The following is a 24,207-nucleotide window of genomic DNA, read 5'->3' as shown; positions in this document are numbered from 1 at the left end:
AAATAAAATCTTTCAAATGACATTAATCAGTTTTTACTCATTGAGATATAAACACATAAAAAAAGACCTTCAGTTTCCTGAAGGTCTTTTTAAATTTATAATGGTTTCCTATTTAAAGGATGGTAAATTATTTTTTACCGTCCATTTTGTCTTTAAGAGCTTGTAAAGCATCATTAGCATCACCTAAAGTTGGTTTTGCTTCTGCTGCTTGAGCTTCAGCTTTTCTAGCTGCAGCTTTTACGTTAGCGATTTCTTCTGCTTTAAAGATAGCAGTGTGAGATGCAACTACACGTTTAAACTCTTTGTTAAATTCAATGATTTTGAATTCAGCAGTTTCACCCTTTTTAAGTTTGTTTCCGTCTTCTTTTTCTAAGTGACGTGAAGGGATGAATGCAACGATATCTTCGTTAAATTCTACTGTAGCTCCTTTATCAACGATTTCAGCGATAGTTCCTTCGTGAACAGTTTCTAAAGCAAATTCAGTTTCGTATTTATCCCAAGGGTTTTCAGTTGTTTGTTTGTGACCTAAAGATAATTTACGTCCTTCAACATCTAACTCTAATACTACTACTTCTAACTCATCTCCAGCTGCACAGAATTCACTTGGGTGCTTAATTTTCTTAGTCCAAGATAAATCAGAGATATAAATTAATCCGTCGATACCTTCTTCTAATTCTACGAATACACCAAAGTTAGTGAAGTTACGTACAATACCTTTGTGCTTAGAACCTACTGGGTATTTAGCAGTGATATCAGTCCAAGGATCTGAAGTTAATTGCTTAATACCTAAAGACATTTTACGCTCTTCTCTATCTAAAGTTAAGATAACTGCTTCAACTTCGTCTCCTACAGATACGAAATCTTGAGCTGAACGTAAGTGTGTAGACCAAGACATTTCAGATACGTGAATTAATCCTTCAACACCATCAGCTACCTCGATAAATGCACCGTAATCTGCAATTACAACAACTTTACCTTTTACTTTATCTCCTACAGCAACTGTATCAGCTAAAGCTTCCCATGGGTGTTTGCTTAATTGTTTTAATCCTAATTGGATTCTTGATTTATCTTCATCAAAATCAAGGATTACAACGTTAAGTTTTTGGTCTAATTCAACAATCTCATTTGGATGGTTGATACGAGACCAAGAAAGATCTGTAATGTGGATTAAACCATCTACACCACCTAAGTCGATGAATACACCGTAAGAAGTAATGTTTTTAACAACACCTTCTAATACTTGACCTTTTTCTAACTGACCGATGATTTCTTTCTTCTGAACTTCGATATCAGCTTCGATAAGCGCTTTATGAGATACTACTACGTTCTTAAATTCGTGGTTGATTTTAACAACTTTGAATTCCATAGTTTTGTTTACGTATTGATCGTAATCTCTAATTGGCTTAACATCTATTTGAGAACCTGGTAAGAACGCTTCGATACCGAATACGTCTACAATCATACCACCTTTAGTTCTACACTTAACAAAACCGTTAACGATTTCTCCAGTTTCGTTTGCTTTAATTACACGATCCCATGCTTTGATTACACGAGCTTTTCTGTGAGATAATACTAATTGACCAGTTGCGTCTTCACGAACGTCGATTAATACTTCTACTTTATCTCCAACTGCTAAGTTAGGGTTGTAACGGAACTCGTTTAAAGAAATTACACCTTCAGATTTAGCATTGATATCGATAATAGCATCTCTATCAGTGATGTGTACTACAGTACCTTCTACAACTTCATCATCTAAAGTGTCAACGAAATTCTCAGCTACTAATTTTTCAAATTCTTGTAATTGTTGAGCGTCTACTTCGTCAATACCTTCTTGGTAGTTGTGCCAGTTAAACTCTTTTAAGAATTTTTCAGGGTTTGCTTTAGCTTCAGATACTACTGGAGCTTCTACAGTTTTAGCTTCTGTTGCTTCAACTTCAGCTTGTTTTGCGTTTTCAGCCATGTGCTGATAAAAAATTTGTATTTTGTATGCTTAGGAAATATTATGCGGCAACCACACAAAAGTGTTATTAAATATTTGATTTACAATCCTTTTACCTTTCCTGAACCGCTAAAAGGAGCGCAAAAATACATATTATTCTGCTAATTACCTAAAAATGAGGAAATAAATTTAATCGTGACTTTCTTTATTAGTTAAGGGTCTAAAGTATACATGCTTTAAAAGCTTAACTTTTTATTAAATTCAAAGAGTATATTATTCATTATATTGAAAGAAAAATATTAAACACTTATAATTATGACTGTAAAAGAAAAATACCAACCGGTTTTAGATTTAGGAGAAGCTCTTAATGTCGCAAATGGTAACGTTGAAGAAACAGAAAACAAATTAAAAGTTTGGGGAACAACTAAAACACAATACGAAAAAAACCTACTTTGGGATAAAATAAAGGAAATTGGAGGCGACAGCCCGGAAGATATTATGGCCGATATTAAAGTTGAAGACACCAGTGTTTACCACAGACACATTGTAAAAAGTGGTGAAACTTTAGGTAAAATTGCAAGACACTATTATAAAGATGCTTCAAAATATCAGGCTATTTTTGAAGCCAACACAGACAAGCTAAAAAATCCTGATTTAATTTATCCCGATCAGGAATTGGTGATACCGAATTTGTAAAAAATTATAATCTGAAATAAGTTCAGATTAACAAATAAAAAAGAGCGGTTTTAAACCGCTCTTTTTTATTTATATATTGCTTTATTTACTAAATCCAGAATAACATTAAATTGCTCTTCCAGACTCATATTAGAATTATCGACTTCAATAGCATCATCAGCTTTTACCAAAGGAGAATCTTCCCGATGTGTATCAATATAATCGCGCTCCTGAACATTTTTTAAAACCTCATCATACACTACAGCATCTCCTCTATCAATAAGCTCTTTGTAACGGCGCTGTGCTCTGGTTTCAGCTGAAGCTGTCATAAATAGTTTTAATTCGGCATCAGGAAACACGACTGTACCAATATCACGTCCATCCATAACAACACCTTTATCTTTCCCCATTTGCTGTTGCTGTTCCACCAGTTTATGTCTGACTTCAGAAACAGCCGCAACGGTACTAACAAATTCGGACACTTCGAGGGTTCTAATCTTTTTTTCAACATTAACACTATTCAAATACACCTCAGCAAAACCTAAACCTTCATTAAACTTAAAAGCAATATTGATATCTGAAAGTTTATCAATTAAACCTTTCTTATCAAAATAATCTTTAGTTATAAATCCATTACCCATAGCATAATAGGCCACAGCACGATACATAGCGCCGGTATCAACATACACATAGCCTAAATACTTTGCTAACTGCTTCGCAACCGTACTTTTTCCCGTTGAAGAAAATCCGTCTATGGCAATGGTAATTTTATTATTCATGTTATTGTAAATCTATTTGCAAACCAAAAAAGTTAGAATTCGCTGCACTGGTATACTTTGCATGCGTATAACTAAAACGCAGTTTGTTTAATTTAACTGAAAAACCTGCTGATAACCCAGAAAAATTACGCTGATCAACCAAACGCAACTCCTCTGCTCTTCTGAAATTATAACCTAACCTGATATTAAATCCACTCTCAGGAAACACCTCAGCACCAATAATAGTGTGACGAATCACCTGACCTAAAAAACCTACTTTCTCTTCGGTTTGATTTCCGCTTAAGTCACTCGTAACACGTGCTGGATTGGGTCGGGCTATTGGCCATTCCTGTAAATTCTCTAAAGTTACATGCCATCGGATAGGCACATTTTCTAAAGTTTGCGACATTCCAAAATCGACTTCCAACGGTAATTTTTCCTGAAGCCCAGCGTAGGTAGTGATTTGAGTTCCTAAATTTCGAATAGCTAAAGCGGCATGAAAGTCATTAACCTCATCAATATAAATTAAGCCTAAATCTACCGCTACTCCAAATGAATTGTACTGTTCTAATTTAGACGTTATTAATTTTAAATTTCCACCAAAATAAAAATCAGAATAGCCTATCTGCAAAGCATAGCCCAAAGACAAAGCGGTTTCGCTTCCTGTAAATGTTCCTGTAGAATTACCATCTTCATCGTAACCATCAAAAGACCCATAATTAATATAAGTGATCCCACCGTGAAACGTTTGTGTACGTCTATCTAAGGTGTAAGCATAAGATGCCGTTCCATAACTAATACCTCCTAAATAACTCGTGTAATTCAATGCTAACTGATTATCCATTTCCGGATTAATCGTTGCCGGATTAAAAAGCCCTTGAGTAACATCGTAATCGACATTGGTTAACACCTTTCCTCCAAGTGCAGCCTGACGTGGTGAAGAGACTAAGTTCAAAAACTGATACGTTGCTTCCCCTCCTAACTGTGCATAGGAGATACCTGATGTAAATACAGAAAAAGCGACAATAATTTTCTTTAGCATATATAGGGCGCAAAGTAAACAAATCTATCTTAAAACGAGAACATGCGCTTTTTATTTTAATAAAAAAATAGAGTTAAATTGAATGCAGATTATTAATAATTGTATAAATATTTTAGAAATTAACACTTTAAAACTCTTTATCACACATCGTTATTCTTTAAATGGAATTAAAATTGAAAACATGAAATTTATTTTAAGCATCTTGAGTCTATTTTTATTTGTTAACATTCACTCTCAGAACACCAATTTAAATAAAGGAAAATCTTCAAAGCAATATTTCGAATCCATCCCCATTGAAATAGTTAAAAATAAGATTATTTTACCTGTGGACATTCAAGGAAAAACCTATCGCTTTATTCTTGATACCGGAGCTCCAAATGTTATTTCAAACGAGTTGAAAGAAATTTTAAACACCTCAAAAACTAAAACTATTTCAATAACAGATGCCAACGGAAAGCAAAACCAATTAGAATTAATATTACTTGATAAACTAAAAATAGGTACTGTAGAATTTACCAAAACACCAACCCTGATTTACGACTTAAATGCCGACCCAGTTTTTAAATGCTTTAAAGTAGATGGATTTATTGGCAGTAATCTTTTAAGACATTCGATTCTTCAGATTAATATGAAAAGTAAGAAGATACTTATTACTGATGATTCTAAAAACTTGGAATTAAACAAAAGTGAAGCTTTAGAAATTCAATTTATAGACAATCAAAGTAGCCCATACATCTGGATTAATCTGGAAGGAAAACAAAAAGCCAGAGAGCGGATTTTAGTAGATACAGGCATGAGCGAATTTTACAATATCGCTTTAGAAAACTTTAAACTGTTAAACACAAAAGAAATATTTAAAATTAAAGGTAAAAGCACAGGTGCTTCTGGAGTAGGTCTTTTTGGAACGCAGCCAATTAATGAACAATATAAAGTTTTAACACCTATATTAAAACTAAACCATGTGATTTTTGAAAATGTTCCTGCGCAGACATCTAACGACAATAACTCAAAAATAGGAACCAAATTGCTACAAAAAGGGATAACCACTATAGATTACAAAAACAAAAAATTCTATTTTGAATCTGATACCAACACTATAAAGGTTAACCGCCCAGAATTAGGATTTTCATTTTCTGTAAAAGACGAAAACGTTATTATTGGATATATCTGGAACGAAAGCTTGAAAAGCAAATTACATTATGGAGATCAACTCTTAGAAATAAATACCACCCCTGTAAATTTATGTGACATTGTTACCTCTGAAAAAATCTCTGATGACCTAAACCCAATAAAAATGAAAATACAACCTGTTAAAGGAGATATCTTTGAAATAACCGTTAACAAAGAATAGATATAAAAAAAGAGGTTGAACATTCAACCTCTTTTCTATTTATAGCTTTTTAGCATTTGTTACTTTTTGATTCGTGACAGCTATTTTTATAACCTCACTCATATCTGTGACGTAATGAAACGTCAAGCCTTTTAAATAATCCTGCTTAATCTCTTCGATATCACGTCTGTTTTCTTCACAAAGAATAATTTCTTTAATATGAGCACGTTTAGCTGCTAAAATTTTCTCTTTAATACCTCCTACAGGAAGCACTTTGCCACGAAGGGTAATCTCTCCTGTCATCGCTAAATGTTTCTTCACTTTCTTTTGAGTGAATAAAGACACTAACGACGTTAACATGGTAATACCTGCACTAGGTCCATCTTTAGGCGTTGCTCCTTCCGGTACGTGAATGTGTACATTATATTTATCGAATACTTCATTATCAATTCCGAATTCATCGGCGTTAGCTTTAATATACTCCATGGCAATGGTAGCCGACTCCTTCATAACCTTGCCTAGATTTCCGGTAATATTAAGCATTCCTTTTCCTTTAGAAAGAATAGACTCTATAAATAAAATATCACCGCCAACACTCGTCCAGGCTAAACCTGTAACCACACCAGCTACATTGTTATTCTCGTACTTATCGCGCTCTAATTTTGGTCTACCAAGCACTTCTATAATATCTTCGTTCGTCACTTTGATATTGTACTCTTCTTCCATAGCGATATTCTTAGCTGCATGACGTACCATTTTAGCTATTTGCTTTTCTAGGCCACGAACACCAGATTCCCTGGTATAACCTTCTACAATTTTCTCCAGTTGCGGTTTTCCTATCTTTAAATGAGAATCGTTAAGTCCGTGCTCTTTTAACTGCTTAGGTAATAAGTGACGTTTTGCTATCTCTACCTTTTCCTCGATAGTATATCCAGTAACGTTAATGATCTCCATACGGTCACGCAAAGCCGGCTGAATACTTCCTAAGCTATTAGATGTTGCTATAAACATGACTTTAGAAAGATCGTAACCCATTTCAAGGAAGTTATCATAGAATTCACTGTTTTGCTCAGGATCTAAAACTTCAAGCATTGCTGAAGATGGATCGCCGTTATGCGAATTGGTTAACTTATCGATTTCATCAAGAACAAATACAGGATTCGATGTTCCTGCCTTTTTCAAACTCTGAATAATACGCCCTGGCATAGCACCAATATAGGTTTTTCTATGACCTCGAATCTCAGCTTCATCACGCAAGCCACCTAACGAAATACGCACATACTCTCTGCCTAACGCTTCAGCAATAGATTTTCCTAACGATGTTTTACCAACACCCGGAGGTCCGTAAAGACATAAAATTGGCGACTTCATATCGTTACGCAATTTTAACACCGCTAAATATTCAATAATACGGCGTTTTACATCTTCTAATCCGAAATGCTCACGATCTAAAATCTTTTTAGCGCGTTTTAAATCGAATTTATCCTGGCTGTATTCATTCCATGGTAAATCTAAAAACAGCTCTAAATAGTTGCGCTGAATAGAATACTCTGCTACCTGAGGATTCATGCGTTGCATTTTCGATAACTCTTTATCAAAATGATTCGCTACTTTCTCATCCCATTCTTTGGTAAGCGCACGCTCACGCATTTCCTCAATCTCTTCCTCATGGTTCACACCACCCAATTCTTCCTGAATGGTTTTCATTTGCTGATGCAGGAAATATTCACGTTGCTGCTGACTCATGTCCATTTGTACTCTGGACTGAATATCGTTTTTAAGTTCCAGTTTTTGAAACTCAATATTCATGAATTTCAAAGTCGCCAATGCACGTTTCTTAAGGTCATCAACTTCTAATAACGATTGCTTTTCAGCTACCGTTAAATTCATATTTGATGACACGAAATTGATTAAAAACGAATTACTTTCAATGTTTTTAATAGCAAAAGATGCCTCACTTGGAATATTCGGACTCTCCTTAATAATGTTTAAAGCTAATTCCTTAATAGAATCAATAATTGCTGAAAACTCCTTATTCTTCACTGCTGGCTTTGCTTCCGGTAAATCTCTTACCGTAGCATTCATATAAGGCTCTTCTGTAATAACCTCTGCTACTTTAAAACGCTTTTTACCTTGAATGATAACCGTTACATTACCATCAGGCATTTTTAAAACACGTAAAATTTTAGCAACGGTACCAACCTCATGAATTTCTTTAGCTGATGGGTTTTCTACCGACTCGTCTTTTTGAGCGACAACTCCTATAATTTTAGAGCCTTTGTTTGCATCGTTAATTAGTTTAATAGACTTATCACGACCAGCTGTAATAGGTATAACTACCCCAGGAAACAGAACCGTATTTCTTAATGAAAGAATAGGTAATGTCTCGGGCAACTCTTCGTTGTTTATTTCTTCTTCATCTTCAGGTGTCATTAAAGGAATTAATTCTGCATTTTCATCAAAATCCTGTAATGACAAACTGTCAAGGGTTAAAAAATTAGATTTCTTCATATGTATATTTAAGCCAATCTGTCAGTGAACAGACTAGTCTTTCAGTTTTAATAATTAACCTATAACATCAATTATTTAACATTCAGTCGTTTAAACAATTAAAATTATACATCTTTCCTATATAAAGTCAATTCTTATGCCATAAAACATTATAAGACGAGCCAAAACCAAAAAAAGCAAGGCTATCTTATAAAAAAGCCTATTCAAAATATTGAACAGGCTTTAAATATAATTTACATTTTCCCTGATTTCCTAAGAATATAGAGTAGAATAATTGGAATAGCTAGCAACACAATCATTAATAGATTTTCCTGAAACAACGAGGGTGCTAATACCAATGTAATAATATACCCTCCTACTGCCCCACCAAAATGCGCATCGTGACCAATATTACCTATTCTGTTTTTCATACCATAGATAGAATATAACAAATAACCGATACCAAAAATATAAGCTGGAATGGGAATGGGAATCAAAAAAAACATCAAAGTCATATCAGGTCTTAATAAAATGGCTGAATACAATACGCCTGTTACAGCTCCACTAGCCCCCACGGCACTATAATGATATTCATTCTTATGAAAGTATAACGACAAGACATTACCAAACAACAAACTCCCTATATAAATAAATAAAAAGCTAACTACTCCCAAACTCAAAACAGTATTAGCAAAGAAGTACAAGGTTAACATATTAAACAGTAAATGTTGAGTGTCTACATGTAAAAACGCCGAACTAAACAAACGTACTTTCTCCCCACGTTGCACACTGCCAACCTGAAATTTATACCTATCAAAAAAACCATAATCACTAAACCCTTTATAAGATATCAGCACATTTGCAGCAATTATTACAATGGTTATTAAATTTAAATTACCCATAAAGCTTAAAAGTTTATTTTCAAATTAGCATATATTTGCCCTTACAAATCTAAAATTTATTCATGCAATTTCTAGCATATATTCTGGTTTATCCACTTTTATGGTTTATATCCATACTACCATTTCCTTTGCTTTATCTTGTTTCAGATGGCTTATATATACTCATGTACTATATTGTAGGGTACCGAAAAAAAGTCGTAAAGAGCAACATTAAACTTGTTTTTCCTGAAAAGACGGATGAAGAAGTTTTATTCATTACAAAAAAATTCTACAAGCATTTATGTGATATGTTTTTAGAAATGACTAAAACACTAACTATATCTGAAAAGGAATTAAACAAACGTTTCAAAATAAAAAACCCGGAGGAGTTTAAACGACTTGAAAGTTTAAACAAAAGTATTATTATAATGTTTGGTCATTATGCCAGCTGGGAATGGTCATTAGCATTACAAAATTATATAAATTTTAATGGGCTAGCTGTTTATAAAAAATTATCAAATAAATATTTTGACGGTTTGGTAAGACGCATGCGCTCTAAGTATAACACCACTCTTATCAGTACAAAAGAAACCATTAGCACCATAAATGAAAACGAGAGCCAGAATATTAAAAGCATTATGGCTTTTCTGAGTGATCAATCTCCTCGCCTAACGAAGGAAGTTTACTGGGGTCATTTTATGGGAATTGAAGTTCCTTGCTTTACTGGCGCCGAACGTTTAGCTAAAAAATTAGACTTAACCACAGCCTTTTTAAAAGTCACAAAGGTAAAACGCGGACATTATGAAGCTGAAATAAAAACATTAGCAGAAAACAGTACTGAATATAAGGATTATGAATTAACCGACATGTTTTTACGCGAAGTTGAAAAACAAATTCAGGACGCTCCTGAATATTATTTCTGGACACATAAACGTTGGAAATACAAAGACAGAAAACCAGAATAATAAAAAAGGCAACATTAAAAATGTTGCCTTTTTTATTACAAATACTTTTATCTATTTCAGTTCTTTTCCTTGAGTTGTGAAAGAAATACCTTGTTGTCCTGAAGTTGAAATCATGACACTTTCAAAAAATGGAGAATTTGAAGACCCTTTAATTCGCCAATTGAATAAAAAATTAGCTCCGGTTCCTCCTTCCTCGTCACGTTCATCAATAACAATCTCTACAGCTTCCATAGGCGCAACATAAATTGTCTTATCGAAATAGGTTCGAATGGCATTTCCATGTGTATCAAAATAGGTAGCTTTATCAATATAAACCGTGTCCTTTTCATTAATATTTCTAATACTTACAGTAGCCGTTAAACTGTGAATACGATGTTCTGTTTCACTATAAATTTGAGAATACACCGATAAATACGTTTTCCCTTTAATTAAAGAATCAGGTAACACCGAATGAACCGTTCTGCTTTTCCAGTTGACTTCATCAATAGAACTGTATTCTTTATCTTTATCGCATGACTGCAAAAAAAGTACTGCAATTAAAATAGTAGATAAAATTTTTGTAGCCATGACTTCCAAAGTTTTAAACGTTAATTCCTGCTATCTCTCCAATCTCTTCAATAAATTTATCTGCCAATTCATCTGCTAAAATTTGAGATTTTGCTTCGGTATAAATTCTAACAATTGGCTCTGTATTGCTTTTTCTTAAATGCACCCAGCTTTCGGCAAAATCAATTTTCACACCATCAATAGTTGACAATTGCTCGTTCTGATAACGTTCCTCAATGGATTTCAAAATAGCATCAACATCTAAACCTGGTGTTAACTCAATTTTCTTTTTACTCATATAATAATCTGGATACGTTTTTCTAAGTTCGCTTACTTTCATATCCTTTTCAGCTAACAAGCTTAAAAATAAAGCCACGCCAACCAAAGCATCACGACCGTAATGTGCATCTGGATAAATAATTCCTCCGTTACCTTCACCTCCAATAACCACTTTATTTTGCTTCATGAGTTTCACCACGTTTACTTCCCCTACCGCACTGGCTTCATAAGTTCCGCCATACTTTTCAGTAACATCGCGCAATGCACGTGTAGAACTCATATTGCTCACCGTATTACCAGGTGTTTTACTTAACACATAATCGGCGCAGGCCACAAGTGTATATTCTTCCCCAAACATCTCTCCATTTTCATCCACAAAAGCCAAACGATCTACATCCGGATCTACAACAATACCAAAATCGGCACGTTCTTCAACCACACGTTTTGACAACTCAGACAAATGCTCTTTTAATGGCTCAGGATTATGCGGAAAATGTCCGTTAGGCTCACAATACAATTTAACAACTTCCACCCCCAAACGTTCAAGCAATAAAGGTATTGCCCAGCCACCTGTAGAATTCACTCCGTCCACTACAACTTTAAAACGCGCTTCTTCAATTGGACTTACCGTAACTAAAGGCAAATCTAAAACCTCAATGATATGTAAATCGATGTAGGCTTTGTTTTTAGTTATTTTCCCAAGACTATCAACATCCGCAAAATCTATAGTCCCACTTTCAGCGAAATCTAATATTTTAGCACCTTCAACCCCATCTAAAAATTCACCTTTTGCATTTAATAACTTTAAAGCATTCCACTGCTTTGGGTTATGGCTTGCTGTTAATATAATTCCGCCATCGGCATGTTCCATAGGCACAGCTACTTCAACAGTTGGTGTTGTAGATAATCCTATATCCACCACATGAATACCCATACCCACTAAAGTATTCATCACTAAATCCTGAATCATTTTACCCGAAATACGTGCATCTCTCCCAACAACTACCTTATAATCTTTCTTATCGCGCTGCTGCTTAATCCATGTACCATATGCCGCTGCAAATTTAACCGCATCAATAGGTGTTAAATTCTCTCCTACTTGCCCCCCTATGGTTCCTCTAATTCCCGAAATCGATTTTATTAATGTCATTAATTTTTTAATTATATTTAGTTTGAAACAAATATACAATTACAAAGTTGTAATTCTTAAAACCTAATTCGTAAATTTCACAAATGAATTATTTAGCCCATATTTACCTTTCCGGAGAAAACGAATTAGTTACTATTGGTAATTTTATTGCCGATGGCATCAAAGGAAAAGCCTACAAAAACTACGATACCGATATTCAAATTGGTATTCTACTTCACAGAAACATCGACACCTTTACAGATGCACATCAGGTAGTCAGACAAAGCACTAAGCGTTTACATGAAAAATACGGTCATTACTCGGGTATTATTGTCGATATTCTTTACGATCATTTTTTAGCAAAAAACTGGCAACAATATCACCACAGCTCCCTTAAAGTTTATGCCGAGAATTTTTATGACACTTTAAAGAATCATTACGACCTGCTTCCACTTCGTATCCAAAACATGATGCCATATATGATGACCGACAACTGGTTGCTAAGCTACGCTTCAATAGATGGCATTTCAAGGGTTTTAGATGGTATGAACCGACGCACCAAACATCGCTCAAGTATGAATGAGGCCGTTAATGAACTTGAAGAGTTTTATGATGAATTTGAAAATGAGTTTTTGGAATTTTTCGATGAACTTATGCTGTTCTCTAAACAAAAACTAAAAGAGCACACTTATATTATTAATAAAAATGCTTCGTAAACAAATAATAAACAACACTTTATCGAAAACTTGTTACACCTATCGTTTTTAATCTAATTTATTTCATCAAGTCATTAGTAATTAATATTTTAGAATGCATTCGACTTTTCATTTTTATAACATTCATCAGACAATCTGCCTATGAAACTAAAACGCGGTTTAAAAATATTTTTCGGAGTGCTGGTATTTTTCACTCTCCCCAGTCTACTGTTTTTTAGTTTTCTTTATTTTAAATACAACGAAAATCTTCCACATGGTACCCAAGGAAAAGAAGCAGATGCCCTGGCACAAAACATGCTAACATCTCTAAACTATGAAGCCTACAAAAACACAAAACTAATTGAATGGACATTTAAGAAAAGACATCACTACGAATGGAACAAAACCAACAATACCTGTAAAGTTTACTGGAAAGAATATAGTGTCGATCTTGATTTAAACAACCCAAACAATCATAAAGCCTTTGTTCACAGCTTTGATGTGCATGGCGAATTAGCCATCGAACTGATCGAAAAAGCTGTAAAATATTTCAACAACGACTCCTTCTGGTTAGTAGCACCTTATAAAGTTTTCGATACAGGCACCGAGCGCAGAATTGTAGATTTACCCAATAATAAAAAAGGGTTATTAATAACCTATACTGCAGGAGGCTCAACTCCTGGAGATTCTTATTTATGGCTTTTTGATGAAACAGGAAAACCCTCAAGTTTTAAAATGTGGACTTCCATTTTACCTATAGACGGCTTAGAAGCCACATGGAGCGATTGGACAACAACATCAACAAATGCTCAGCTCCCAACTTTTCATAAGCTTCTTTTCTTAGGTTTAGAAATTGATGACATTAAAACCAGCTTTTAATTCATTACATTTCTTAAAAATTTGTTAAATAATTAACATTCGTTAACTTTTTTTATACCCTAAAAAAAACAAGGGTAACTAATCTCAAACATAAAATAAACATCGCATACCCCCGCAAAAACACACTCTTAACATTAAATTAACTTCAACAACACACATACACCCCTCAAAAAAAACAAAAACGACAACTCTCAAACATGGTAATTTTACACTTATAATCAGAAACCCCATTTGCATAATATCTTAAACTCTATTATTTTAGAACCACAATTAAACTAATTACCAATCGGTAACTACCTGCGAAATTTAAAAACAGTAGTTATTCAAAATTTTGATCTGATTCATTTCAGACATAATAATACTTTACCAACTAATTAAAATACACCACCAAAAGCTGCGTTTAACAACGCGGCTTTTTTTATTACTTCGACTAAAATCAAAAGTCTTCCTTCTAATTATTTAACAACTAAAATTGTAACTTTGCGCTTTTGCGATTATATGAGTCATTTCGAAGAATTTATAGAAGTAAAAGGAGCCCGAGTACACAATTTGAAAAACATTGATGTATCAATTCCTCGTGAAAAACTTGTGGTTATCACAGGGTTATCCGGCAGTGGAAAATCATCATTAGCTTTTGATACCATTTACGCTGAAGGACAACGACGATACATAGAAACCTTCTCGGCGTATGCCAGACAATTTCTAGGAGGACTGGAACGTCCTGACGTTGATAAAATCGACGGACTTTCACCCGTAATCGCGATAGAACAAAAGACCACAAGTAAATCACCACGATCTACTGTAGGTACCATAACCGAAATCTACGACTTTCTACGTTTGCTTTATGCGCGTGCCAGCGATGCCTATAGCTACAATACCGGAGACAAAATGGTTAGCTATAGCGATGAGCAGATTAAAGAATTAATTATAAAAGATTTTAAAGGCAAGCGCATTAATGTTTTAGCTCCGGTTATTCGTTCGCGTAAAGGTCATTATCGTGAATTATTCGAACAGATTGCAAAACAGGGTTTTGTTAAGGTTAGAACAGACGGTGAAATTCAAGACCTTAAAAAGGGCATGAAACTCGATCGTTACAAAACGCACGATATTGAAATTGTAATTGACCGACTAGTAATAGACGAATCTGCCGATAACGATAAACGCTTAACTGAAACTATCAATACTGCAATGTATCATGGCGAAGACGTTTTAATGATTCTTGATCAGGATTCACAGGAAGTTCGTTATTTCAGCAGAAACTTAATGTGTCCGTCTTCTGGTATTTCATATCCAAACCCAGAACCTAATAACTTTTCATTTAACTCGCCAAAAGGCGCTTGTCCGGCTTGTAATGGTATAGGCACCATGCGAAAAGTCAACGAAAAGAAAATTATTCCTGACGACACCTTATCTATTAAAAACGGTGCATTAGCCCCACACGGACCAGAAAAGAACAGCTGGATTTTTAAACAACTTAACACCATTGCACAGCGATATAATTTTGACTTATCAGACCCATACAAGGACATTCCTGAAGAAGCCAAACATTTAATTCTTTACGGTGGAAATGAAAAATTTTCAATAGAAAGCAAAAGCTTAGGTGTTACCAGAGATTACAAAATAGATTTTGAAGGCGTTGCTAATTTTATTGAAAACCAATATAAAACTGCCGAAACCACATCGCTTAAACGTTGGGCAAAAGATTATATGGATAAAATTGAATGTCCGGAATGTCATGGCACCCGTTTAAAGAAAGAATCTTTATACTTTAAAATAAACGAGAAAAACATTGCTGAACTCGCCAATACTGACGTTTCAGAGTTAGCCGCATGGTTTAATGAATTAAACAAACATCTTTCGGAAAAGCAATTAAAAATCGCGGAAGAAGTTTTAAAAGAAATTAAATCAAGACTTCAGTTTTTATTAGATGTCGGATTAAACTACCTATCACTAAACCGCAGCTCTAAATCCCTTTCAGGTGGCGAAGCGCAACGTATTCGTTTAGCAACACAAATAGGCTCACAACTTGTAGGTGTGCTATACATTTTAGATGAACCAAGCATTGGTCTGCACCAACGAGATAACGAAAAACTAATTAATTCTTTAGTTTCACTAAGAGATATCGGTAATTCAGTGATAGTAGTTGAACACGACAAAGACATGATTGAACGTGCCGATTATGTTATCGACATCGGTCCGAAAGCAGGGAAACACGGTGGAAAAATCATTAGTATCGGTACACCACAAGAACTTTTAACTCACGACACCCTTACAGCTGATTATTTAAATGGTACAAAAGAAATTGAAATTCCTGAAAAGCGTCGAGAAGGCAACGGTAAATTCCTTGAACTTAACGGGTGTACGGGTAACAACCTTAAAAATGTATCGGTTAAATTTCCTTTAGGAAAAATGATTGGGGTTACCGGTGTTTCTGGTAGTGGAAAATCGACTTTAATAAACGAAACCCTATACCCGATTCTTAACGCGCATTACTTTAACGGCGTTAAAAAACCTATGCCTTATAAAAGCATTAAAGGCTTGGAGCACATAGACAAGGTTATCGATATCAACCAATCGCCGATTGGTAGAACGCCAAGAAGCAACCCGGCTACATACACCGGTGTTTTTAGTGAAATACGTAGCTTATTCGCTAAAATTCCAGAAGCAATGATTCGCGGGTACAAACCGGGACGCTTTAGCTTCAATGTAAAAGGCGGACGCTGTGAAACCTGTCAAGGTGGCGGATTGAAAGTCATCGAAATGAATTTCCTTCCAGACGTATATGTGGAATGTGAAACCTGTCAAGGAAAACGCTTCAACCGTGAAACTCTTGAAATTAGGTACAAAGGAAAATCTATTAGTGATGTATTAGATATGACCATTAACGAGTCCGTTGAATTCTTCGAGCATATCCCTAAAATTCACAATAAGGTTAAAACCATTAAAGATGTTGGCTTAGGATATATCACACTCGGACAACAAAGCACTACCCTATCTGGTGGCGAAGCACAACGCATCAAATTAGCGACCGAATTAAGTAAGCGCGACACTGGAAACACCTTCTATATTTTAGATGAGCCCACTACGGGATTGCATTTTGAAGATATTCGCGTGTTAATGATTGTGCTTAACAAATTAGCCAACAAAGGAAATACGGTGCTAATTATAGAACACAATCTGGATGTTATAAAAGCAGTAGATCATATTATCGACATAGGTTACGAAGGCGGTAAAGGCGGCGGTAAAGTAGTTGTTGAAGGCACCCCCGAAGAAGTTGCCATGCACAAAAAGAGTTATACGGCTAAATTTTTAAAGAAAGAATTAGGTCTTTAAATAATATGACTGTCGTAGTTTGCTTTTCATAAAATAGAAAACTAAATTTGAGCAATTCACTAAGCATACTAACCAGTAGGCGTAATGAATAATCAAAAAAAATAATGCAATTTATGAGAAAAGAACAACACCCTAAAGGGTGGAATGCGATAAAAACGAACGATTCTTGGGCAATATTCAAAATCATGGGCGAATTTGTCAATGGTTTTGAAAAAATGAGTAAAATAGGCCCTTGCGTATCCATATTTGGTTCAGCCAGAACAAAATCAGATCAAAAATACTATCAACTTGCCGAAAGCATCGCCAGACGTATTGTCGAAGCTGGCTACGGGGTAATTACCGGTGGTGGTCCAGGTATTATGGAAGCCGGAAACAAAGGTGCTCATATTGGCGGCGGAACATCGGTTGGATTGAATATAGAACTACCTTTTGAACAACACGACAATCCTTATATAGATTCAGATAAAAGTCTGGATTTCGATTATTTCTTTGTTAGAAAGGTTATGTTCGTTAAATATTCACAAGGCTTTGTAGTTATGCCAGGTGGCTTCGGAACTTTAGATGAATTGTTTGAAGCAATGACTCTGATTCAGACCCATAAAATAGAAAAATTCCCGATTATCCTTGTCGGGACTGAATTCTGGGAAGGCCTTATAGACTGGATTAAATCAACACTTCTAAGTCACGGTAACATAAGCCCTGATGATTTAAATTTAATTCATTTAGTGGATTCTGAAGATGAAGTTATAGACATCTTAGATGGTTTCTATAAAGAATCCGGTTTAAGTCCAAATTTTTAAAACATTCGACGAACTATATCTTACACAATATTTTAAGTAATAATTTTCGTTTACATCTTTGTATAATAGAATTACGAACCCCTAATTTTAAATAAAAATTGAAAATCCGTCACCTTAGTTCTGCCATAAGCCTATTATTGGGATTCTATTGTTTTGGTCAAAACAAAATTGACGTACACGCGGTATTTAATATTGAAAACAAACAGATTAAAATTTCTCAAAACATTCAATATCAAAATACATCTCAAGACACACTTCAATCTATATATTTAAACAACTGGGCAAATTCGTATGCTACAAAAACGACGCCTTTAGCGAAGCGTATTGCTGATGAATATCGTAACGATTTTCATTTAGCAAAAAATGAGGAACGCGGCTTTTCTATTTTAACATCGGTAAAAAGTAATGACCAGGACTTAAAATATCACGACCTGAAAGGGCAAATAGATATTGTTAAGGTATTATTAGATTCGACACTGCTACCTGGAGAATCATACAACATTCATTTGGATTATATAGTTCAACTTCCTAGCGATAAATTCACAGGATACGGCATCACTAAAACAGGTGATTTAAATTTAAAGTACTGGTATATTACTCCTGCCATATATAATGGTGAATGGCAGTATTATAGCAACAAAGATTTGAATGATTTATTCATTCCTAAAACCGATGTTTCTTTAAAAATAGAATGTCCTAAATCCTACACGATAACTTCAGATTTAGATTTAATTAAAGAATCACAAAATAATGATTTAAAATCAGTTACGCTAGAAGGAAAAACCCGAACAGTTAACAAATTATTCCTAAACAAAACATCAAAATTCAATACAGTTGAAACCAAAGACTTTTCAATTGTTTCAGATATTGATGACGAAGATTTGGAGATCATAGACAAGGTACTTATCAACGAAAAAATAATAAAATACATTACAAAAAAATTTGGTGATTACCCTCATGAAAAACTTCTTGTAACACAAACCGATTACGACGACAATCCGGTTTATGGCTTAAATTTTCTCCCGAGTTTTATAAACACATATCCAAACAATTTTAAATATGAAGTAAAACTTTTAAAAGTTACTCTTCATAATTATCTGGAAAACACATTGCTAATTAACCCGAGAAAAGATCAATGGTTAATTGATGGTATTGAGATTTTCTATCTCATGAATTATGTTGAAGAACATTACCCAAATATGAAATTCCTTGGATCTTTAGCTAATTTTTGGGGCGTACGTTCATTTCATGCGGCCGATATGCGCTATAATGACAAGTATAATTTAGCCTTTATGTTAATGGCAAGAACCAACAGAGATCAGCCTTTAACGATGGCTAAAGATTCTCTTTTAAAATTCAATGCTAACATTGCTAATAAATACAAAGCAGGCATAGGATTAAACTACCTTGACGATTTTGTAAATAGCCATATTGTTGAAAATACAATTGAGTCTTTTGTAGCAGAAAACAAACTAAAACCAATAAATTCTTCCGATTTTGAAACCTATTTAAAATCTAAAACCAATAAAAATATTGATTGGTTTTTCAACGATTACTTGTCTACAAGAGAAAAACTGGATTTCAAAATCAAGAAGGTATCTAAAACCAAAGATTCTGTTACGCTTACTATTAAGAACAAGCGTCACAACAACATGCCTGTATCTTTATATACACTAAATAATGACAGTGTAATTTCTAAAATATGGATTGAAAACATAAGCAATAATAAAACCTTGACGATTCCTAGGGACGAAGCGAATAAACTGGTTTTAAACTACAACAGCATTATTCCTGAAATTAATGAACGAGACAATTGGAAATCGTTAAAAGGTTTCTTCTTCAATAACAAACCATTACAATTCAGACTATTTAAAGATATTGAAGACCCTTATTATAATCAGGTCTTTTTAATGCCGCTTTTGGAGTTTAATAATATTTATGATGGCTTTACTCTGGGCATGAAAGCCTACAATAAAACATTACTCAGAAAACGTTTCAGCTATAAACTATCGCCGCAATACGCTTTTAAATCCAGATCATTTACTGGCTCTGGTGTCGTTTCAATGACTCACAATCTTGAAAACAGAAATCTTTACGCCATTAACTATGGCTTTTTTGGTGGCTACCATTCTTATGCGCCAGATCTATTTGTTCGACAGTTTACACCATCGTTATCATTATATTTCAGACAAGATGACGATTTCAGGTCAAACAAAAGACATTTAGTTTCTTTTAGATATTTGGATATTCACAGAGATAAAGATGCTAATAATATATATACTACTGATGAACCAAGCTATAATGTTTTTAATGCGCGTTACGTACATTCCAATGATAATTTAATCAATTACACAAAATGGTACACTGACTTGCAAATAGCAAAAACATTTAGCAAAGTGGCGTTTAATTTTGAATACAGGCACCTGTTTCAAAATAACCGGCAACTTAATTTACGTTCGTATACCGGAGTATTTTTAAGTAATAGAAATGATATTAATTCCGATTATTTCAGTTTTGCATTAGATCGCCCTACCGATTATTTATTTGAATATCCATACTTAGGAAGATCGGAAAGCTCTGGAATTTTTAGCCAGCAGTACATTGAAGCCGAAGGAGGGTTTAAATCTAAACTAGAAACTCCATTTGCCAATCAATGGATTTCTACAGTTAATATGAGCACCACTTTATGGCGTTACATTTTAGCATATTGGGATATTGGTTATGTAAAAAACAAATATAGTTCTGCTGAATTTGTATACGATTCAGGAATTAGAATAAATTTGGTTACTGATTATTTTGAGGTCTATTTCCCAATTTATTCTAACCTGGGCTGGGAAGTTTCTCAACCAAAATACGAAGAAAGAATACGCTTTAAATTTACTTTAGACCCTCAAGTGTTACTTGGTTTATTTAGAAGACGTTGGTTCTAACCTATTGCGTAATTATTACTAAATCATTAATTCGAGTAAATATTTTTCAATCAAAACATCTTAAAAATCATTTTTTTAGAAATTTGTTAATTTCTTCAATCCAAATATAATTGCATAAAACCTAAAGATTAACTACTTTTGCAAAAAGTTTAAAAGAGGCAACTAACATGCAAACCACTCCAGATTTGAAAAACAACATCTCATTCGAAGATTTTAAAACAGAAGTTTTAAACGATTATAAAATAGCAGTGAGAAGTCGGGAATGTAGCTTACTTGGGCGACGTGAAGTTTTAACAGGAAAGGCAAAATTCGGGATCTTTGGAGACGGGAAAGAAGTGCCTCAGTTAGCGATGGCTAAAGCCTTTCAAAAAGGAGATTGGCGTTCAGGATATTATCGTGACCAAACCTTTATGATGGCGATAGGAGAACTTACTCCTGAACAGTTTTTCGCAGGTTTATATGCCAATACAGATATCGAGCAGGAACCTATGTCGGCTGGTCGTCAAATGGGCGGACACTTTGTTACCCACAGTTTAAATAATGACGGTAGCTGGAAAAACCTAACCAAACAATACAATTCAAGTTCAGACATCTCTCCTACTGCTGGTCAAATGCCGCGTTTACTAGGATTGGCTCAGGCATCAAAAATCTTCAGAAACGTTGAAGGGATTAACGCTTCAAATTTTTCTGTTAATGGAAATGAAGTCGCTTGGGGAACTATTGGTAATGCCAGTACAAGTGAAGGTTTGTTTTTTGAAACCATCAATGCTGCCGGTGTATTACAAGTACCAATGGTAATTAGCGTTTGGGATGACGAATATGGCATCTCTGTTCACGCCAGACATCAAACAACAAAAGAAAACATCTCAGAAATTCTTAAAGGATTTCAACGTGATGAAAACAATAAAGGTTACGAAATTTTACGCGTAAAAGGCTGGGATTATGCTAACCTGATTGAGACCTATCAGGAAGCTAGTGCTATTGCTCGCGAAGAGCATGTTCCTGTTTTAATTCACGTTACCGAATTAACACAACCTCAGGGACACTCAACTTCAGGATCTCATGAACGTTATAAATCACCTGAACGTTTAAACTGGGAAGTTCAGCAGGACTGCAACACCAGAATGCGTCAATGGATTATTGACAGCGGTATTGCTACCAATGAAGATTTAACCGAAATTGATCGTGTTATTAAACGAGAAGTTAAGGAAGCGAAACGCAAAGCATGGACTACATTCTTAAAACCAGTGTCAGACGATCAGCGTGAGTTGGTTGCTGTTTTAAAACAAGTAGCCGAAACCAGTGTAAATGGTGTTTTCATTAATAAATTAAAAGACAGCTTAGAAGCTATTGACGAACCTACCAGAAAAGACATCTTATCTCATGGTAGACGCGCTTTAAGATATACTATAGGTGAAGAATCTTCTAAGAAAGACAAATTAGTCCAATGGATTGACAAATGTCTTGAGGAAACACAGCCTAAATTTAGTTCTCATCTTTATTCTGAAACAGAACATTCTAACATTTTAATCAAGGAAGTTAAACCAACCTACGACGAAAAGGCGCAGCAGGTTGATGGAAGAATCATTCTTCGTGATAACTTCGATGTTATTTTCAATAAATACCCTGAAGCCTTAATTTTCGGAGAAGATACCGGAAATATTGGTGATGTTAATCAGGGACTGGAAGGCTTACAGGAAAAATACGGTGAGCTTCGTATTGCTGATGCCGGTATTCGTGAGGCAACCATCGTAGGACAAGGTATTGGTATGGCTTTAAGAGGTTTAAAACCTATTGCCGAAATTCAGTACTTAGATTACTTAATGTACGCTTTACAAATTATCAGTGACGACTTGGCAACTGTACATTACAGAACTAAAGGAAAACAAAAAGCGCCTTTAATTGTTAGAACTCGTGGTCACCGATTAGAAGGTATCTGGCACTCGGGTTCTCAAATGGGTGGTATTTTAAATTTAGTAAAAGGAGTTAATGTATTAGTTCCTCGAAACATGACTAAAGCCGCTGGTTTCTATAATACGTTACTGCAAGGTGACGACCCTGCAATTGTTGTAGAATGTCTTAACGGTTACCGTTTAAAAGAGAAAATGCCTAACAACCTTGGTTACTTAAAAACACCAATTGGTGTTGTTGAAACCGTAAAAGAAGGTTCAGATATTACTTTAGTGTCTTATGGTTCAACGCTTCGTATTGTTGAACAAGTCGCTACCGAACTTTTAGCTGTTGGTATAGATGCCGAAGTTATCGATGTACAATCGTTAATGCCTTTCGATTTAAATCATGATATTGTTAAAAGTATTCAAAAAACAAATCGTGTCATGATTATTGACGAAGATGTACCTGGTGGAGCTTCTGCTTATATTTTAAATGAAATTATAAATAAGCAAAATGCTTATCAGTACTTAGATAGTCAGCCTAAAACCTTAACAGCTAAAGAGCATAGACCAGCTTACGGAAATGACGGAGATTACTTCTCTAAACCTTCTGCTGAAGATATTTTTGAAGCTATTTATGGGGTAATGCATGAAACAAATCCAGAAGAATTTCCAAAACTTCGTTAAATTAGTGTATATTTAATTCAAATATATACTACATATGAAAAGGAATTTTCCTGATATCGGTTTACTGGTTTTAAGAGTTGGATTCTGTGTGATGATGCTAACACATGGCATTCCTAAATTTCAGTCTTTGTTTTTAGGCCCAATTAAATTCGCAGACCCTATTGGTTTAGGTCAGCCTTTATCATTAAGTCTGGCTATTATTGGTGAAGCAGTCGCTCCCCTATTGGTGTTAATTGGTTTTAAAACCAGATGGGCAACCATTCCAACGATTATTACCATGTTGGTTGCAGGTCTAATTGTTCACGCAAGTGACCCAATTTCCGTTAAAGAAAAATCTATTTTATTCTTAATTGGGTTCATTGCTATTTTCTTAATGGGACCAGGTAAATTCTCAATCGACGGATTCAAAAAACAATAAGTATTGCAAGCTACTTCTATAGTTAACATAAAAAAGGAGTTAAAACATAAATCTCCGGAAGAACTTATAGAATTCTGCCTGCGGTTATCGAAATTCAAAAAAGAAAACAAAGAACTTATTACCTACCTGCTTTTTGAGTCTGACGATGAAAGCGGGTATATAGAAAGTATAAAACAACATATCGATTCACAATTTGAAACGATAAATACCAAAAGCTATTTTTTCATTCGAAAAAGTGTGCGTAAAATTTTAACGCAGACCAAAAAGTACATTCGCTACTCACAAAACAAAGAAACCGAAGTAGAACTTCTACTCCACTTTCTTCAAACCCTACAAGATTTCAAACCTAGTTACAAAAAAAGTGCTCAGCTTCAAAACCTGTATAATCGTCAGCTGGCACTAATAAAAAAAGTGATTTCCGGTCTTCACGAAGACCTTCAGTACGACTATAATTTACTTCTTGAAAACCTGTAATTTCACACTTAAAATTCTGTTGTTTAATATCCTTCTAAAAACGAGATAAATTAAGGGTTTATGTT

Annotated in this window: 18 protein-coding genes; 11 read left to right on the top strand and 7 right to left on the bottom strand. The window is 34.6% G+C overall.

Annotation, left to right across the window (positions count from 1 at the left end):
- Window positions 1–127 precede the first annotated feature (127 nt).
- The gene (gene rpsA, locus R1X58_RS13555; protein WP_240574070.1) at window positions 128–1,960 is read right to left on the bottom strand and encodes a 30S ribosomal protein S1; all 1,833 of its coding nucleotides are present in this window, start codon (window positions 1,958–1,960) and stop codon (window positions 128–130) included.
- A gap of 294 nt (window positions 1,961–2,254) precedes the next feature.
- Between rpsA and R1X58_RS13550 the strand changes: the two genes are divergently transcribed.
- The gene (locus R1X58_RS13550; RefSeq protein WP_240574073.1) at window positions 2,255–2,635 is read left to right on the top strand and encodes a LysM peptidoglycan-binding domain-containing protein; all 381 of its coding nucleotides are present in this window, start codon (window positions 2,255–2,257) and stop codon (window positions 2,633–2,635) included.
- 65 nt (window positions 2,636–2,700) lie between these two features.
- On the opposite strand, the gene cmk is transcribed toward R1X58_RS13550, so the two are convergent.
- Both cmk and porQ read right to left on the bottom strand, forming a co-directional pair.
- Window positions 2,701–3,393, bottom strand: coding sequence for a (d)CMP kinase (gene cmk, locus R1X58_RS13545; RefSeq protein ID WP_240574076.1), 693 nt, complete (start codon window positions 3,391–3,393; stop codon window positions 2,701–2,703).
- A gap of 1 nt (window position 3,394) precedes the next feature.
- A complete protein-coding gene (gene porQ / locus R1X58_RS13540) occupies window positions 3,395–4,414 on the bottom strand; it encodes a type IX secretion system protein PorQ (RefSeq protein ID WP_240574079.1) in 1,020 nt (339 codons plus the stop codon).
- 181 nt (window positions 4,415–4,595) lie between these two features.
- Here porQ and R1X58_RS13535 point away from each other — a divergent pair, with 181 nt between their 5' ends.
- Window positions 4,596–5,765 (top strand): retropepsin-like aspartic protease, encoded by a 1,170-nt coding sequence (locus R1X58_RS13535; RefSeq protein WP_240574081.1) that lies wholly within the window; start codon window positions 4,596–4,598, stop codon window positions 5,763–5,765.
- A gap of 39 nt (window positions 5,766–5,804) precedes the next feature.
- On the opposite strand, the gene lon is transcribed toward R1X58_RS13535, so the two are convergent.
- Together lon and R1X58_RS13525 are read right to left on the bottom strand one after the other, a co-directional pair.
- The gene (lon, locus tag R1X58_RS13530; RefSeq protein WP_240574084.1) at window positions 5,805–8,255 is read right to left on the bottom strand and encodes an endopeptidase La; all 2,451 of its coding nucleotides are present in this window, start codon (window positions 8,253–8,255) and stop codon (window positions 5,805–5,807) included.
- Between the two features lie 233 nt (window positions 8,256–8,488).
- The gene (locus R1X58_RS13525) at window positions 8,489–9,136 is read right to left on the bottom strand and encodes a rhomboid family intramembrane serine protease (RefSeq protein ID WP_240574101.1); all 648 of its coding nucleotides are present in this window, start codon (window positions 9,134–9,136) and stop codon (window positions 8,489–8,491) included.
- 62 nt (window positions 9,137–9,198) lie between these two features.
- Between R1X58_RS13525 and R1X58_RS13520 the strand changes: the two genes are divergently transcribed.
- A complete protein-coding gene (locus tag R1X58_RS13520; protein ID WP_240574104.1) occupies window positions 9,199–10,080 on the top strand; it encodes a lysophospholipid acyltransferase family protein in 882 nt (293 codons plus the stop codon).
- Between the two features lie 51 nt (window positions 10,081–10,131).
- On the opposite strand, the gene R1X58_RS13515 is transcribed toward R1X58_RS13520, so the two are convergent.
- Together R1X58_RS13515 and glmM are read right to left on the bottom strand one after the other, a co-directional pair.
- Window positions 10,132–10,647, bottom strand: coding sequence for a DUF3124 domain-containing protein (locus R1X58_RS13515; protein WP_240574106.1), 516 nt, complete (start codon window positions 10,645–10,647; stop codon window positions 10,132–10,134).
- A 13-nt stretch (window positions 10,648–10,660) separates the two neighbouring features.
- Complete coding sequence (glmM, locus tag R1X58_RS13510; RefSeq protein WP_240574109.1) at window positions 10,661–12,055, bottom strand: phosphoglucosamine mutase; 1,395 nt, start codon at window positions 12,053–12,055, stop codon at window positions 10,661–10,663.
- An 83-nt stretch (window positions 12,056–12,138) separates the two neighbouring features.
- On the opposite strand from glmM, the gene R1X58_RS13505 reads away from it, so the two are divergent.
- The 8 genes from R1X58_RS13505 (at window position 12,139) to R1X58_RS13470 (ending at window position 24,142) form a co-directional block, all read left to right on the top strand.
- The gene (locus R1X58_RS13505) at window positions 12,139–12,750 is read left to right on the top strand and encodes an acyl carrier protein phosphodiesterase (RefSeq protein ID WP_240574113.1); all 612 of its coding nucleotides are present in this window, start codon (window positions 12,139–12,141) and stop codon (window positions 12,748–12,750) included.
- A 141-nt stretch (window positions 12,751–12,891) separates the two neighbouring features.
- Entirely contained in the window at window positions 12,892–13,608 is a 717-nt protein-coding gene (locus R1X58_RS13500; RefSeq protein ID WP_240574116.1) for a hypothetical protein, read from the top strand.
- A gap of 498 nt (window positions 13,609–14,106) precedes the next feature.
- Window positions 14,107–16,941 (top strand): excinuclease ABC subunit UvrA, encoded by a 2,835-nt coding sequence (gene uvrA / locus R1X58_RS13495; protein WP_240574118.1) that lies wholly within the window; start codon window positions 14,107–14,109, stop codon window positions 16,939–16,941.
- A gap of 113 nt (window positions 16,942–17,054) precedes the next feature.
- On the top strand, window positions 17,055–17,741 hold the full coding sequence (locus R1X58_RS13490) for an LOG family protein (protein ID WP_240574120.1): 687 nt from the start codon (window positions 17,055–17,057) through the stop codon (window positions 17,739–17,741).
- A gap of 98 nt (window positions 17,742–17,839) precedes the next feature.
- Entirely contained in the window at window positions 17,840–20,671 is a 2,832-nt protein-coding gene (locus R1X58_RS13485; RefSeq protein WP_240574124.1) for a gluzincin family metallopeptidase, read from the top strand.
- 167 nt (window positions 20,672–20,838) lie between these two features.
- Window positions 20,839–23,250, top strand: coding sequence for an alpha-ketoacid dehydrogenase subunit alpha/beta (locus R1X58_RS13480; protein ID WP_240574143.1), 2,412 nt, complete (start codon window positions 20,839–20,841; stop codon window positions 23,248–23,250).
- A 34-nt stretch (window positions 23,251–23,284) separates the two neighbouring features.
- Entirely contained in the window at window positions 23,285–23,668 is a 384-nt protein-coding gene (locus R1X58_RS13475; protein WP_240574145.1) for a DoxX family protein, read from the top strand.
- A gap of 3 nt (window positions 23,669–23,671) precedes the next feature.
- Entirely contained in the window at window positions 23,672–24,142 is a 471-nt protein-coding gene (locus tag R1X58_RS13470; protein WP_240574148.1) for a hypothetical protein, read from the top strand.
- The last annotated feature ends 65 nt before the right edge of the window (window positions 24,143–24,207 follow it).

Source organism: Aestuariibaculum lutulentum (genome assembly GCF_032926325.1).
GTDB classification, from domain to species: Bacteria; Bacteroidota; Bacteroidia; order Flavobacteriales; family Flavobacteriaceae; genus Aestuariibaculum; species Aestuariibaculum lutulentum.
This window is presented reverse-complemented; position numbering and strand designations above follow the sequence as displayed.